General features: G+C 65.0%; 10 protein-coding genes and 1 pseudogene. 4 read left to right on the top strand and 7 right to left on the bottom strand.

Features of this window, described 5'->3' with window-relative positions:
- Window positions 1-68: 68 nt before the first annotated feature.
- The 6 genes from AB8Z38_RS25215 to AB8Z38_RS25190 form a co-directional block, all read right to left on the bottom strand.
- The gene (locus AB8Z38_RS25215; RefSeq protein WP_369720453.1) at window positions 69-2,045 is read right to left on the bottom strand and encodes an acetyl-CoA carboxylase biotin carboxylase subunit; all 1,977 of its coding nucleotides are present in this window, start codon (window positions 2,043-2,045) and stop codon (window positions 69-71) included.
- Entirely contained in the window at window positions 2,042-3,658 is a 1,617-nt protein-coding gene (locus AB8Z38_RS25210) for an acyl-CoA carboxylase subunit beta (RefSeq protein WP_369720452.1), read from the bottom strand. The genes AB8Z38_RS25215 and AB8Z38_RS25210 overlap by 4 nt, the downstream gene beginning before the upstream one ends.
- Before the next feature lie 92 nt (window positions 3,659-3,750).
- Window positions 3,751-4,617 (bottom strand): 3-keto-5-aminohexanoate cleavage protein, encoded by an 867-nt coding sequence (locus tag AB8Z38_RS25205; RefSeq protein WP_369720451.1) that lies wholly within the window; start codon window positions 4,615-4,617, stop codon window positions 3,751-3,753.
- 199 nt (window positions 4,618-4,816) lie between these two features.
- The gene (locus tag AB8Z38_RS25200) at window positions 4,817-5,617 is read right to left on the bottom strand and encodes a helix-turn-helix domain-containing protein (RefSeq protein ID WP_369720450.1); all 801 of its coding nucleotides are present in this window, start codon (window positions 5,615-5,617) and stop codon (window positions 4,817-4,819) included.
- A 184-nt stretch (window positions 5,618-5,801) separates the two neighbouring features.
- Complete coding sequence (locus AB8Z38_RS25195) at window positions 5,802-6,458, bottom strand: glutathione S-transferase family protein (RefSeq protein WP_369726602.1); 657 nt, start codon at window positions 6,456-6,458, stop codon at window positions 5,802-5,804.
- A 334-nt stretch (window positions 6,459-6,792) separates the two neighbouring features.
- Window positions 6,793-7,929 (bottom strand): acyl-CoA dehydrogenase family protein, encoded by a 1,137-nt coding sequence (locus AB8Z38_RS25190; RefSeq protein WP_369720449.1) that lies wholly within the window; start codon window positions 7,927-7,929, stop codon window positions 6,793-6,795.
- A 266-nt stretch (window positions 7,930-8,195) separates the two neighbouring features.
- On the opposite strand from AB8Z38_RS25190, the gene AB8Z38_RS25185 reads away from it, so the two are divergent.
- Window positions 8,196-9,746, top strand: a complete 1,551-nt coding sequence (locus AB8Z38_RS25185) for a long-chain fatty acid--CoA ligase (RefSeq protein ID WP_369720448.1) — start codon at window positions 8,196-8,198, stop codon at window positions 9,744-9,746.
- 76 nt (window positions 9,747-9,822) lie between these two features.
- On the opposite strand, the gene AB8Z38_RS25180 is transcribed toward AB8Z38_RS25185, so the two are convergent.
- Window positions 9,823-10,593, bottom strand: a complete 771-nt coding sequence (locus tag AB8Z38_RS25180) for a multiprotein-bridging factor 1 family protein (protein ID WP_369720447.1) — start codon at window positions 10,591-10,593, stop codon at window positions 9,823-9,825.
- 186 nt (window positions 10,594-10,779) lie between these two features.
- On the opposite strand from AB8Z38_RS25180, the pseudogene AB8Z38_RS25175 reads away from it, so the two are divergent.
- The 3 genes and pseudogenes from AB8Z38_RS25175 to AB8Z38_RS25165 all read left to right on the top strand — a co-directional run bounded on the left by AB8Z38_RS25175 (window position 10,780) and on the right by AB8Z38_RS25165 (window position 14,597).
- A pseudogene (locus tag AB8Z38_RS25175) lies at window positions 10,780-13,052 on the top strand (marine proteobacterial sortase target protein).
- A gap of 198 nt (window positions 13,053-13,250) precedes the next feature.
- Window positions 13,251-13,820 carry a class GN sortase gene (locus AB8Z38_RS25170; protein ID WP_369720446.1) on the top strand — a complete coding sequence of 190 codons (570 nt, stop codon included), beginning with the start codon at window positions 13,251-13,253 and terminating at the stop codon, window positions 13,818-13,820.
- Window positions 13,821-13,880: 60 nt separating this feature from the next.
- Window positions 13,881-14,597: a DUF1614 domain-containing protein gene (locus tag AB8Z38_RS25165; protein WP_369720445.1), complete on the top strand. Its 717-nt coding sequence runs from the start codon at window positions 13,881-13,883 to the stop codon at window positions 14,595-14,597.
- Window positions 14,598-14,629 lie beyond the last annotated feature (32 nt).

Raw genomic sequence — 14,629 nt, 5'->3', positions numbered from 1 at the left:
CGAAGCAACCCAGAATCCCTCCGCGGAAAGACTCTGGCTTCGCTGCGCTCGCAATGACGGAGCCGCCGCTACCCCGCCCCGATCTCCGCCACGATCTTCCCCGTCGTCACCTGCTCGCCCTCGGCGACGTCGATCGCGGCGACCAGGCCGTCGATGCCGGCCTTGTGGACGTGCTCCATCTTCATCGCTTCCAGCGTCAAGACCGGCTGCCCGGCGGTGACGCGATCGCCGGGCTTGACCAGCACGGCGACGACGCGACCATTCAGCACGGCGCGGACTTTTCCGTCGCCGCCGTTCGCGGTGACAGCCTTTGGTGCGGCGAGAGTGAGATCGTTAGCCGCGAGCGGAATGCCGCGGTGCTGAAGGTAGAGTTGGTCCCCGTCGCGCAAGAATCTTGCGCTGTCCATCACGCCATTGTGGCGGAAGCGGACAACATCGTGATCGAGCTGGTCGATCTCGAACCTGTCCTGGCGCTCGCCGACGGCGACGATGTACCCGCCATCGCGCTCGCGGGTGACTTCGAGTTCAACTGTGTGGCCGGCGATTTCGAATTTCACAGGCAGTGCGAACGTTGCCGACAAACTCCGGCCGCTGCGCCATATGGGCGCCTGCGGGTTGGTGACGTAGAGCAGGAGACCCGCAAGCGCGGCGGTGAAAGCAGCGTCCCCGCGCGGCGCAAGCAGTTCGTCGCGATGCGCTCCGATGAACGCGGTGGTCGCCTCACCCCTGGCAAAGCCGGGATGGCGCAGGCACGACATCAGGAACGCTTGGTTGGTGATCACGCCGAACGCGGTGATCTGCTCCAGCCCGGCGATCAGCCGCCCCCTCGCCTCTTCGCGTGTCGCGCCATGGCTGATCACCTTGGCGATCATGGAATCGTAGAACGGCGGGATCTCCGAGCCGGATTGCAGCGCGTGCTCGACCCGGATGCCCTCCGGCACCTGCCACCGCGCCATGCGACCAGACTGCGGCATGAAATCATGCGCGGCATCTTCTGAGCACAGCCGCACCTCGATGGCGTGGCCGGAAAAGCGGACGTCCTGCTGTTTGACGGCAAGCGGCTCGCCGCGCGCGACGCGCAATTGCAGCTCGACGAGATCGAGGCCGGTGATCGCTTCGGTGACGGGGTGCTCGACCTGCAGCCGCGTGTTCATCTCCATGAAGTAGAATTCGCCAGCTTCGTCGAGCAGAAATTCCAGCGTGCCGGCGCCCTCGTAGCGCAACGCCTTGACGGCGGCGACCGCGACCTCGCCCATTTTCGCGCGCAGCACCGGCGTCACCGCGGGCGACGGCGCTTCCTCGATCAGCTTCTGGTGCCGCCGCTGCACCGAGCAATCACGCTCGCCGAGATGGATGGCGTTGCCGTGGCTGTCGCCGAACACCTGGATCTCGATGTGACGCGGATTCTGGATCGCACGCTCGAGGATCACGGTCGCATCGCCAAAAGCGGCTTTGGCCTCGGAACGTGCGCTACGCAAAGCATCTGCGAAAGACCCGGCGTCGGTGACGAGCCGCATGCCGCGTCCGCCCCCGCCCGCCACCGCCTTGATCATTACGGGAAAGCCAACCTTTTTGGCCTCCGCGAGCATGACCTCGTCGCTTTGGTCCGCCCCCTGATAACCGGGCACGCAGGGCACGCCGGCTTTCTTCATGATCTCCTTGGCGCCGGCCTTGTTGCCCATCGCCTCGATCGCCTGCGGCGACGGGCCGATGAAGACGAGGCCCGCATCCTTGCAGGCCTGCGCAAAATCTTCGTTCTCGGCGAGGAAGCCATAGCCGGGATGCACGGCATCCGCGCCGCTGGCTTTCGCCGCGGCAATGATCGCGGGGATGTTGAGATAGGACTGCGCCGGCAGGGCCTCGCCGATGCGCACGGCCTGATCGGCCTGCCGCACGTGGAGCGCATCGCGATCCGCATCCGAATAGACCGCGACCACTCCGAGGCCAAGCTGTCGCGCGCTGCGCATCACGCGGAGCGCGATCTCGCCGCGGTTGGCGATCAGGACCTTGAAGAACGGCCGGTGCTGCACTGATCCGTTTCTCATGGGCGGGTCACCGAGAATTGCATCCGCTGCGGCGTCCGCGCATCGCCCTCGCGGCAGATCGCGAGCACCTCGGACAGCACCGCACGGGTATCGCGCGGATCGATCACGCCGTCGTCGAGCACGCGCGCGCTGGTCGAGAACACGTCCATCTGACCGTCGAACACGCCCACGATCTGCGCCTTCATGGCGTCGAGCTTGTCTTTCTCGACCGGCTTGCCGCGCCGCGCGGCGGCGGCTTCGGTGACGATCGCCATGGTCTCGGCGGCCTGCTCGCCGCCCATCACGGCGGTCTTGGCATTGGGCCAGGAGAAGCAGAAGCGAGGATGGAAGCCGCGCCCGCACATGCCGTAATTGCCGGCGCCGAACGAGGCGCCGCAATAGATGGTGATCTGCGGCACGGTTGCCGAGGTCACCGCCTGGATCATCTTCGATCCGTGCTTGATCATGCCGGCTTCCTCATAGGCCTTTCCGACCATGTAGCCGGTGGTGTTGTTCAGATACAGCAGCGGCGTGCGGGTCTGGCAGCAGGCCTGAATGAAATGCGTGGCCTTGTTGGCGCCGGCCGGGTCCAGCGGACCGTTGTTGGTGATGATGCCGATCGCCTGGCCTTCGATGCGGGCATGGCCGCAGACGGTGGCCGGGCCGTAATTCGGCGCCATCTCGGTGAAATCGGAATCGTCCACGATCCGCGCGATGACCTGCTTCATGTCCACGGAGCGCTTGTGGTCCATCGGCATGATGCCGAGCAGTTCGTCCTGATCATAGCGTGGTGGCTTGTATTGCCCGGCCATACGCTCCGGCCGCTGCCATTCGAGCGCAGCCATGATCTCGCGGGCGATGCGCAGTGCGTCGCGGTCGTCCTCGGCGAGATAATCGCCAAGGCCGGACACCTGGGTGTGCATCTCGGCGCCGCCGAGCTCTTCCTCGGTCGCGACCTCGCCGGTCGCAGCCTTCAGCAGCGGGGGACCTGCGAGGAACGCACGGGTGCGACCGCGAACCATGACGATGTAGTCGGACAGGCCGGTCTGATAGGCGCCGCCGGCGGTGGACGAACCGTGCGTCACGGTGACGACCGGCAATCCGGCCGCGGAGAGCCGGGCGAGATTGCGAAAGATGTTGCCACCGCGAACGAAATCTTCGACGCGGTAGCGCAAGAGATTGGCGCCGGCGCTTTCGACGAGCTGGACGTAAGGCAGCTTGTTCTCCAGCGCGAGCTCCTGCACCCGCAACGTCTTGTCGAGACCGTAGGGCTGGAGTGCGCCGGCATCGATACCGGAATCGCTGGCGCTGATCATGCAACGGATGCCCGATACAAAACCTATGCCGGCGATGACGCCGCCACCGGGTACGCTCTTGCCGGCGTCGGGCACGTCGAACATGTAGCCGGCGAGCGTGGACAGCTCGATGAAGGGCGCGCCGGGGTCGAGCACCAGCGCAACGCGTTCGCGCGGCAGCAGCTGGCCGCGCTTGTGGAAGCGATCTTTCGCTGCGGCAGATGCGGCGCGCGTGCGCTCCTCCAGTGCGCGCATGCGGTCGATCAGGCCGAGCATGCCGTCGCGGTTGGCGTGGTAGGCGGCGCTGCCGGGGGAAATGGTGTTTTCGATGGTGGACACAGTGTTACTCCGTCGTTCCGGGGCGGTGCGAAGCATCGAACCCGGAACCTCGAGGTTCCGGGTTCGCGCTTTCGCGCGCCCCGGAACGACATTCAGAGATCTGTCCCAAAGATCTTCCGCGCCTCCGCCGGGCTTGCGATCTCGCGTCCCGCCCGGCGGGCGCACGCGGCGGCGGCCTCGATCAGCTGGCCGTTCGACGTGACCTTCTTGCCGTCGGCGAGATAGAAGGTGTCCTCCAGCCCGGTGCGCAAATGGCCGCCGAGCTCGGCGCAGCGCTGATGCAGCGGCCAGATCTCCTCGCGGCCGATCGCGGTGACCTGCCAATGCGCCCTGGGAAGCTTCAGCTTGAGCAGGATCGGCAGCAGATCGGGATCTGACGGCATGCCGGAGGCGACGCCCATCACAAAATTATACTCAAGCGGGCCTTTGTACATGCCGACCTGGTTGTACATGCCGACGCAGCGGACGATGCCGACATCAAAACACTCGAACTCGGGGATGGTGCCGACCGCGTTCATGACGTCGAGATAGTCCTTCACCTTCTCGACCGAATTGTCGAACATCATCGGCGGCCAGGCCCAATTGCTGTCGGCCTTGACCTTCAGGTAATTCAGCGAGCCGGCGTTGCAGGCCGCGATCTCCGGCCTGGTCTCGCGGATGCAGTCGAGCGCGCCCGAGTAGTTCGGTCCTGATACGCCAGAGGTGTGATTGATGATCACGCCGGGGCAGGCCTCCCGGATCGCCTGCTGGATCTCCTTGCTGACGGCGACCTCCCAGGACGGCAGATGCCCCTTGTCCGGCGCCTGCTGGCGCAGATGGATGTGCATGATGCTGGCGCCGGCATCGAACGCAGCTTTGGCCTCGCGCGCCATCTGCTCGGGCGTGACCGGCACGTTGTGCTGCTTGGGGTCGGTGAGCACGCCGTTCAGCGCGCAGGTGATGACGGCCTTGTCGCTCATGCCCCAAATGTCTCGCAGGTTGAGGATTCAACGCTTGCGATCATGTGACGCGCGGCGTGCTGCTTCTTGCGCGGAGAAGCTAGCGGAAAACGAGGAATCGTAGGGTGGGCAAAGGCGCTCTTGCGCCGTGCCCGCCATGTCTCCAAGCCTGACGAAAGTGGTGGGCGCGCTACGCTTTACCCACCCTACGAGAGCGTTGCTAGCTCGCCTCCGCCAGCCTCACCGTCTCGCTGCTGCGATAAATCGCGAGATCGCGCGAGCCGACGAAGATCGCGCGAGGCTTCAATCCATAGAAGCGACGGATCGAATGGCTGAAATGAGTCGAGTCGGGATAGCCGATATCCTGCGCGAGATGGGCGAGGTTGAGGTCCTGGTTGGCGAAGTGCAGCAGATGCCTTGCCCGTTTCCAGGCGCGGAAGGAGCGGAACGAGATGCCGGTTTCCTCCTTGAACAGGTGCAGGAAGCGCGAGGCGGACAGGCCGGCTTCCGTGGCGCATGTATCCGCCGTCACCGGCTCGCCCGTGAAGCGTCCGATGCGGGCGACAGCGCGCATCACGCGGGGGTCGAGCGCGCGGCGCGGCAGCGCCTCGCCAAAACACATCTCGTCGAATTCGGCGGTGGTGATATCGCCGTAGCGGCGCTGCCGCAGCAGCGCGTAAGCGGCCAGGATCTTGCGGACATATATAGCCTTGTCCGGTCCGGAGAGCCGCTCCGCAAGCGCCTCGATCACGCCGTTCGGCATGCTTTCCGGCTCGAGCGTGACGCTGATCGCAGTGCGATAGTCGCTGGCGATGGAGTGCCGCTGGTTCGGCAGGGTCACCAGCAATTCGCCGGTGGCGTGGACGTCGTCGATCGTCAGATGCAAATTGCCTTTGACCGCGACATAGACATGGCAGCAACCGGGGGTCCGCTTGCGGGGGCGGCCGAGCAGACCGGCGTAAAACACCCGCTCCGGCGTGATCAGCATCAGATGGTCGGATTCGCGACCCGGATCTTCCATTGGCGGTCCTCCTCGCGACGGCTCTCTGGCCGCTGCGGACGAGGCACCTTAGCGGAAATTTGGGCACTGTCACGGCGCGGTAGCGCTGTCATGGAGCGCAAAAGATCGGCGTTCCGGGATGGGTCGCGGACGACCCGGAACTCTTCAACAACAATCGTCCCGGCGAAGGCCGGGACGACTAGTCTTAAGCCCTCACCCTCGGCGCGATGTTCTGCTCGATTCCGGCCTTCTGCTCCGCCGCGACGGCGCGTTTGAAGCCTTCGCGCTGTTGCAGGCGCATCCAGTACGCCGCGACATTCGGCCCAAAATCCTTGGCGAGCCCGATATTGTCGGCCAGCCGCAGCGCGTAGCCGATCACGATGTCGGCGGCGGTGAAGCGGCCGGGGCACAGGGTTTCGCTATTCGCGGTCGCGGCTTCGACCGCGCGCAGCCGCCCCAGAAACCATTTGGCGTAGTCGCCGGCGACCTGCGGATTGCGGCGCTCCTCCGGCTCGAGCTGGGTGTAGCGGAGCACCAGCGTCTGCGGGAAGGTTAACGTCGCATCGCTGAAATACATCCAGTTCAGGAACGCGCCATAGGCGGCATCCTCGGGATCCACCATCAGCGGCGTCGGGCCGTGTTTGATGCCGAGATAGTGGCAGATGCCGGAGGATTCCGTCATCTTCGTCTCCCCATCGACCAGGAAGGGAATCGTGCCCAGCGGATTGAGCGCAAGATACTCCTTGGCGAACACCCGAGGGGGAAACGGCAGCATCTTCAGCTCATACGGCAGCCCCATCTCCTCCAGCATCCAGAGCGGACGGAACGAGCGCGCGGCGTCGCAATGATAGAGCGTGATCATCAAGCATTCCCTCTGCTGCCGGGCAGCGTTCCCATCGTCTTGCACAAGACCATCAGCATGACCGTCGGCGCCGCCGCCGATTGAGGTCAGACGGCTGTCGCGACAGGCACGGCTGACCGGCGTCTCGTTGGTAAAGCCCATTCCGCCCCAGTATTGCAAGCAGGCGTGGTCGGCGGTGAAAAGCATTGTCTCTCCATCGTCATTCCGGGGCATCGCGAAGCGATGAGCCCGGAATTCATTTCTCTGCGGTACATGAGGCCCGATGGATTCTCAGGTGCGCAATTGCGCACCATAGCTCGCTCCGCTTCGCTGCGCGCCCCGGAATGACGGAAGTTCACAACCCCATCTGCCTGCTCGCCAGATCCTTCATGATCTCCTCGGTGCCGCCGCCGATGGCGTTGACCTTGACTTCGCGGTAGATGCGCTCGGCCTTGATGCCGCGCATGAAGCCGGCGCCGCCGAAAATCTGCACGGCTTCCGAGGCGCAGAACGCCATGGTCTGCGTCGCCTGGTTCTTCATCATGCAGATGTCGGCGACCGGGCTGTCGCCCTGCTCCAGCCGCCAGGCCAGCAGCTCCAGCATCGCCTGGCTTGCAGCGACCTTCTGCGCCATGTCGACGATCTTGTGCCGGATCACCTGGTGCTGCGCGAGCGGCTTGCCGAACGTCTTGCGCTCCTTGGCGTAGGCAATCGCCTCGTCGAGGCAGACGCGGGCGAAGGCGGTGCAGCTCGCCGCCATGCCGATGCGCTCGCTGTTGAAGTTGTGCATGATGATCTTGAAGCCGTGGCCCTCCTCGCCGATCAGGTTCTCGGCCGGCACGCGGCAGTCGTCGAAATGCAAGGTCGCGGTATCGGACGCCCACCAGCCCATCTTCTTCAGCTTGGTGCGCGACAGGCCGGACGTGTCGCCCTCGATCAGGAGCAGGCTGACGCCGCCTGCGCCCTCGCCGCCGGTGCGCACGGCAACGGTCAGATAATCGGCGCGCATCCCGGAGGTGATGAACGTCTTCTCGCCGCTCACGACGTAGTGGTCCCCGTCGCGCCGCGCCTTGGTGCGGAGGTTCGCAACGTCGGAGCCGCCGCCCGGCTCGGTGATCGCAAGCGCGGAGATCTTCTCGCCTGATAGCACTTGCGGCAGCACCCGCGCCTTGACCTCGGGACGCGCGGCGCGCGCGATCGGCGGCGCGCCGATGGTGTGGCTCATTAGGCTGGCGCTGACGCCGCCGGCACCCGCACGTGCCAGCTCCTGGCTCGCCACGATCTTCATGAACTGATCGGCGCCGATCCCGCCATATTCCTCGGGAAATCCGAGCCCCAGTAGTCCAATCCCGGCGGCCTTGCGATAGAGCGTGCGCGGGAATTCGCCGGCTTCGTCCCATTCATGGGCGAACGGCTCGATCTCCTTCTCGACGAAACGGCGCATCACGTCGCGGAAGGCGTCGTGCTCGGCGGTATAGTACGGGCTTGTCATTGCGCTTTCGCCTCGCTGACGGCGATTCCTTGCGTTCACCATCACCGGAACGTCGGCGGCTCACTTGCGCGGAGTGGCTGATCCGGGATGCCGTTTCGCACGGGCGATGGGCTAGCAACTCAACGCAAGACGATTTTCGTCCCTCGCAGGCCAACTCCAAATCAAGACGCGGCACACAAAACTCCGGCTGGCCTCTCAGGGCCACGCCGGGCATGGTGCACGGCAATAAGAACGCAGGTGGCGCCAGACCGCCAAGGGAGGGAATTTTGGCCGTTCGTTACTACGACTGGATCGTTCATCACGGCCGCCGCACGCCAAACAAGGTCGCGGTTATCGATCTCGCAAGCGATCGCCGCTTCACCTATTCGCAGCTCGACGCACGTGTCTCGCATCTCGCCTCCTTCCTGCGCGACACGCTGAAGGTCTCGCGCGGCGACCGTGTCGCCGTCCTGGCGCTGAACACGACCGATACGCTCGAGGTACAGTTCGCCTGCGGCCGGCTCGGGGCTGTCTTCGTGCCGCTGAACACCCGCCTCACCGTTCCCGAACTCCAGTTCATCACCGCCGATTGCGCGCCGAAGGCGATGATCCACGACACTGATCTGGCCGAGACCGCACTGACTGTGGCCAAGCTCTGCGGCGTTGCCGCCAGCCTGCTACTCGGCCCCGGCGGCGCGTACGAGGCCGGCATCGCCGCTGCAAAGCCGCTCGACCGCATCGAAGAGGTCACGCTCGATGACGTTTCGACCATCATGTACACGTCGGGCACCACGGGACATCCGAAGGGCGCCACCATCACCCACGGCATGACCTTCTGGAATTGCGTCAATCTCGGCGGCCCCGCCTGCATCGGGCCGTCTTCGGTGCTGCTCACCGTGCTGCCGCTGTTCCACACCGGCGGGCTGAATTGCTACACCAATCCGGTGCTGCATGCCGGCGGCACCGTGATGATCATGCGCGCGTTCGATCCCGGCACGGCGCTCGGCCTGATCGACGATCCCGCGCAGGGCATCAACGTGTTCTTCGGCGTGCCCGCGATCTACCAGTTCATGGCGCAGCATCCGGCGTTCGCGACGACCGATCTCGGCCGGCTGATCGTCGGCGGCGTTGGCGGCGCGCCCATGCCGGTGCCGCTGCTGAAGGTCTGGGAAGCCCGTGGCGTTGCGCTCCAGCAAGGCTACGGCATGACCGAGACTTCGCCGGCCGTGCTGGTGCTCGACCGCGAGGATGCGGCACGCAAGGCAGGCTCGGCGGGCAAGCCGGTGCTGCACACCGAGGTGCGCATCGTGCGGCCCGACGGCAGCGACGCCGAGATCGGCGAACTTGGCGAGCTCTGGGTCAAGGGGCCGAACATCACGCCCGGCTACTGGAACAGGCCGGAGGCGAACAAAACTTCCTTTACGGATGGCTGGCTGCACACGGGCGATGCCACGCGCGTCGACGAAGAAGGCTTTTACTACATCGTGGACCGCTGGAAGGACATGTACATCTCCGGCGGCGAGAACGTCTATCCCGCCGAGGTCGAAAACGTGCTGCATCAGATCGCCGCAATCGCGGAGGCCGCCGTGATCGGCATCGGCGATCCGCAATGGGGCGAGGTTGGCCTTGCCATCGTCGCGCTCAAGCCCGGGCAAAGGCTGACCGAGGCCGACGTGTTCGCACACTGCGCGGCCAATCTCGCACGCTTCAAATGCCCGCGCCAGGTTCGTTTCGTCGATGCGCTGCCGCGCAACGCCACCGGCAAGATCCACAAGCCGACCTTGCGCAAGGAATTTTCGGTGACCTCGGAAGCCGACAAGAAAGTCATCAGCGCCTGACCAAAGCGCCGTTCTTTCGGGCGCTTGTTCTTCTGTCACGGGCATGCTCGCGCGGGGCGGCAATTCGGGCGCCAGTCTAGGCGGGCAAGAACAGCGCAAAGGATTCGTCGATCGTCCGCCGCAGGTGATCTCGATACAGCTTGTAGTTCGCATGGTCGGAGGCGATACGGCCCACAGCTGGATCGCCGATGTTTGCAGCCGGCACATAGGCGATCGGCGCTGCGATCGGCGTCAGCTGCGAGCCGGAGCCGGCGCGCAGCGTCGAGATGATACCATACATCTCGCCGGCCACCGTCGGCCGCGACACCGTGATCACACGGTGCTGGCCGTGCTTGTTGATGACGAGGTAGATGAAGCCGGACTGGTGCGGGACCGCAACTTCGCCGGTGTGCTCATAGGCCGTATCGGTCCGCTCGCCCTCGCGGAAGACCAGCGACGACACCTTTGGCTCCCAGACGATCTCGGTGCGATAGGCGAAGATCGCATCCTTGTCGCCGAACGACGGCCGCAGCGTGATGTAGACGTCTTCGAGCCAGGTCACCGCGCGATGCGAATAGGAGCCGAGGCTGTCGGGCGCGACATCGTTGCCGGCCGGAGACGCCACCACGACCGCGCTTTTGCGTAACGAGACGCCCAGCGCCTGCTCCAGCCGGACCGTGGTCGCCAACGTGAACGGCCGGCGACCGCCGAGCGCCTTCTCCAGCGTCGACAGGCTGAGCTTGGCCTGCTCGGCCAGCGCCTGTCGCGAGATCCGGCGCCTGGCGATCTCCTCGCGAATTGTCTCGGCGACCTCGCGGCTTTGCTCGTCCGAAAGCTGCCTGTCGGAGAGTTTGTCCTGCGTCTGCATCGTTAACCCTGCTCCACGAGCAACACTCTAGCAGGACGGACAAGTCAGCACAAAACCGCACCGGACGGCCGGAGCGGGGCGGGCCCGCGGCCGGCCGCGGCGGAACATTGCCGATCATTCTGCTCGCGCAATCCAGCCCTCCCGGCGGATGCTCGGCGCCGTCAACACCCTTCGGGAGCAGGACAAATGGACAATTACGACGCGGTCGACAGCAGCGAGCACCCCCTCCTGGGCAAGCTGATCAGGCTCGGATTGTTTCTTCTGGTGCAGGGCGTTGCCGTGCTTCTGGTCAGCTTCGTGGCCCTGCTGGTCAGCTTCGAGCCGGGCTGGTCGGCGACGACGGAGCAGGCGAGCTTGCTTCAGCCCGGCGATGCCCGCTCCGGCACCCTCCTCCTGAAAGAGGACGGCGCCACGACGGAAGCCATCCGCCTCGGCATCGACGTCGATATCACGGTATCCGGCCCGACGTTGCGCGCCCGCATCACGCAGGTCTTCCGCAACCCGACCCAGGACTGGGTCGAGGCGACCTATGTCTATCCGCTTGCCGCCGACGGTGCGGTCGACACGCTGAAGATGGTGATCGGCGACCGCGTCATCGTTGGCGACATCAAGGAGCGTCAGCAGGCGCGAATCATCTACGAGCAGGCGCGCCGCGCCGGACAGACCGCCGCGCTGACCGAGCAGGAGCGGCCTAACATCTTCACCAACTCGGTCGCCAATATCGGCCCCGGCGAAACCGTGCTGGTTCAGATCGAATATCAGGAGCCGGTGCATCAATCCGGAAGTGAATATTCCCTGCGGGTGCCGCTGGTGGTCGGACCGCGCTATAATCCGGCGCCGATCGTGCAGAGCGTCGACTTCCGCAACGACGGCTCCGGCTGGGGCGCGAGCACGTCAGACCCGGTGCCGGACCGCGACCGCATCTCGCCACCCGTGCTCGATCCCGCAAAGAACGCGCCAGTTAATCCGACCAGCATCACGGTGCGCCTGAAGGCCGGCTTTGCGCTCGGCGAGGTGAAGAGCCACCACCACAACGTCAAGATCGAGAGCCCCGACAGGCCACGCGCGTCGTCACACTCGCCGACGGCGCCGTGCCCGCCGATCGCGATTTCGAGCTGACCTGGAAGCCGGCGGCAGAGAAGGCGCCGTCGGTCGGCCTGTTCCGCGAGCATGTCGGCGATGCCGACTATTTGCTCGCTTTCGTCACGCCTCCAACCGCTGAGCAGACCACTCGAAAGCCGCTGCCGCGGGAGGTCGTGTTCGTGATCGACAATTCGGGCTCGATGGGCGGCACCTCGATCGTCCAGGCCAAAGCGAGCCTGCTCTACGCACTCGGCCGGCTTCAGCCGACCGACCACTTCAACGTCATTCGTTTCGACGACACCATGGACGTGCTGTTTCCGGCCTCGGTGCCGGCCGACGCCGCGCATGTCGGCCAGGCGACCGCGTTCGTCGGCGCGCTGCAGGCACGCGGCGGCACGGAGATGGTACCGGCCATGCGCGCGGCGCTGACCGACAGTCTGGGCGAGACCAGGATGGTCCGCCAGGTCGTGTTCCTGACCGACGGCGCGATCGGCAATGAGCAGCAATTGTTCGAAACCATCACGGCGATGCGCGGCCGCTCGCGCGTCTTCATGGTCGGCATCGGGTCCGCGCCCAACACCTATCTGATGACACGCGCTGCCGAGCTTGGTCGCGGCGCCTTCACCCATATCGGCTCGGTCGAGCAGGTCGAGGAGCGCATGCGCGGTCTGTTCGCCAAGCTGGAGAATCCCGCCGTGACCGGCCTCACCGTAAAATTCTCCGAGGCCAACGCCGACGTCAAGGCCGACGTCACGCCGGCGATCATTCCCGATGTCTATCGCGACGAGCCGTTGGTGCTGGCGGCGAAGCTCGACAAGCTCGCAGGTTCGCTGGAAATCAAGGGACGGGTCGGCGACCGTCCGTGGTCGGTGACGCTGCCGCTGCAAAATGCCGCCGAAGGCAAGGGCCTGTCAAAGCTGTGGGCCAGGCGCAAGATCGCCGATGCGGAAGTGGCGCGCACGCTGCGCGAGATGACGCCGGAAGATGCCGACAAGGCCATCCTGGCGCTGGCACTCGATCACCAGATCGTCACGCGGCTGACCAGCCTGGTTGCCGTCGACAAGACGCCGCGCCGCCCCGAAGGCGAGCCGCTCAAGCTCAGCGAGATGCCGATCAACCTGCCAGCCGGCTGGGATTTCGCAAAGATCTTTGGCGAGCGGCCGCAGCAGGCACCGTCAGAGCTGCGCGAGCGACGCGCCGATGCGGGCCAAGCCTCGGCCAGGCGGGCGGCACCCGTCGCGCCCGATGCAATCCGGCTGCCCAAGACTGCGACCTCGGCCGAGCTGAAGATGATCGCAGGCCTGATCCTGATCGTGCTCGCCCTGATCCTGTTCGTATTCAACCGGCGTCAGCCCTTGCTCACTGACGCCGCTTGAGAGAGGAGCCCCCGAACTCCTCTCCTTGCGCGCGCGGCTGCCCGTCCCCGTCTCAACAGCCGCGCGCGCTTTTTTCAACACGCCATCTCAATCGAATTCGTCATCGCGAGCGAAGCGAAGCAATCCAGAAATCCATCCGCGGAGACAGCCTGGATTGCTTCGTCGCTTTGCTCCTCGCAATGACGGGAACTGAACACAATGCCCCGCCCCATCTCTCCTCTCGCTCTTGCCATCGTCGGTATCATCCTGTTCGGCGACGGCGCCTACATCCATGCCAAGGCCTGGCTCGCACAGATATTGCTGGAGCGCGCGTTCGACAGCAGCATCGCGACCGGTCAGCCGGTGAAGCCATGGTCCTGGGCCGATACCTGGCCGGTGGCACGGATCGAGGTGAAGCGGATCGGCGCCAGCGCCATCGTGCTCACCGGCACGAGCGGCCAGGCGCTTGCCTTCGGTCCCGGCCATATCGACCAAACGGTTGATGCCGGCGAACGCGGTGTTGCCGTCTATGCGGCGCATCGCGATACGCATTTTCGCTTCCTGCGCAATGTTGCCATCGGTGACGTGATCGAGATCACGCGCGCCGACGGCAAGCACTTTCGCTATCGCGCGGACGCCTCCAGCGTCGTCCGTTTCGACGCATCGGGCATTGATCCTGCGACGCAGAATTACGAACTCGTACTCACGACCTGCTGGCCATTCGATGCCGTCACGCCCGGCCCGGAGCGCTACGTCCTTCATGCCAGCTTGATCGGAACCGGCGGATAGGTTTGTCATTGCCAGTATCTCGTGGGATGCTGCAGTGGAATTCTCTGCCCGAGTTTGACCATGCACAGCCAGGCCCAGTACCTGCCGATCACGCCCGGATTGTTCTCCGTCCTGGTGCTGCTGTTTGCCGGGCTGATCATCCTGGTCCAGCTCCGCATCCTGCGCTACGCCTATATGCGGCTCGGGGTTGGTCCAGGAGTTGCGCTGTTCCTGCTGTTCGGTTCGTTGATCGGCAGCTACTTCAACATCCCGATCACGGTGCTGCCGTCAAAAGTGGTGCGTTCCGGCGAGATCGTCGATTTCTTCGGCATGCGGTACGTGGTGCCCTTGGTGACGCAATGGCCGGGCACCGTGCTCGCGGTCAATGTCGGCGGTGCCGTCATTCCGACGATGATGTCGACCTATCTGGTGCTCCGCTATCAGCTCTGGCTGAAAGCGACGATCGCGGTCGTCGCCATCGCTCTCATCATGCACATGTCGGCAACGCCCGTGCCGGGTGTCGGAATCGCGGTCCCCGTCTTTGCGCCCGTGGTCGCGACAGCGATCCTTGCTTTTCTGCTGTCGCGTGAACACGCAGCACCACTGGCCTATATCGGCGGCTCGATCGGAACGTTGATCGGAGCCGACCTCCTCAATCTCGACAAGATCGGTAGCCTCGGCGCTCCCGTCGCTTCGATCGGCGGTGCCGGGACGTTCGACGGCATTTTCCTCACCGGCATTCTCGCCGTGCTGCTCGCAGGCATCGCATCGCCGTCACGGCCGCGTGAGACCTGGTGAGCTCATCGCGCGCTGTTGGATGGGTGGACCCT

This window comes from Bradyrhizobium sp. LLZ17, from assembly GCF_041200145.1.
Lineage (GTDB): Bacteria > Pseudomonadota > Alphaproteobacteria > Rhizobiales > Xanthobacteraceae > Bradyrhizobium.
This window is presented reverse-complemented; position numbering and strand designations above follow the sequence as displayed.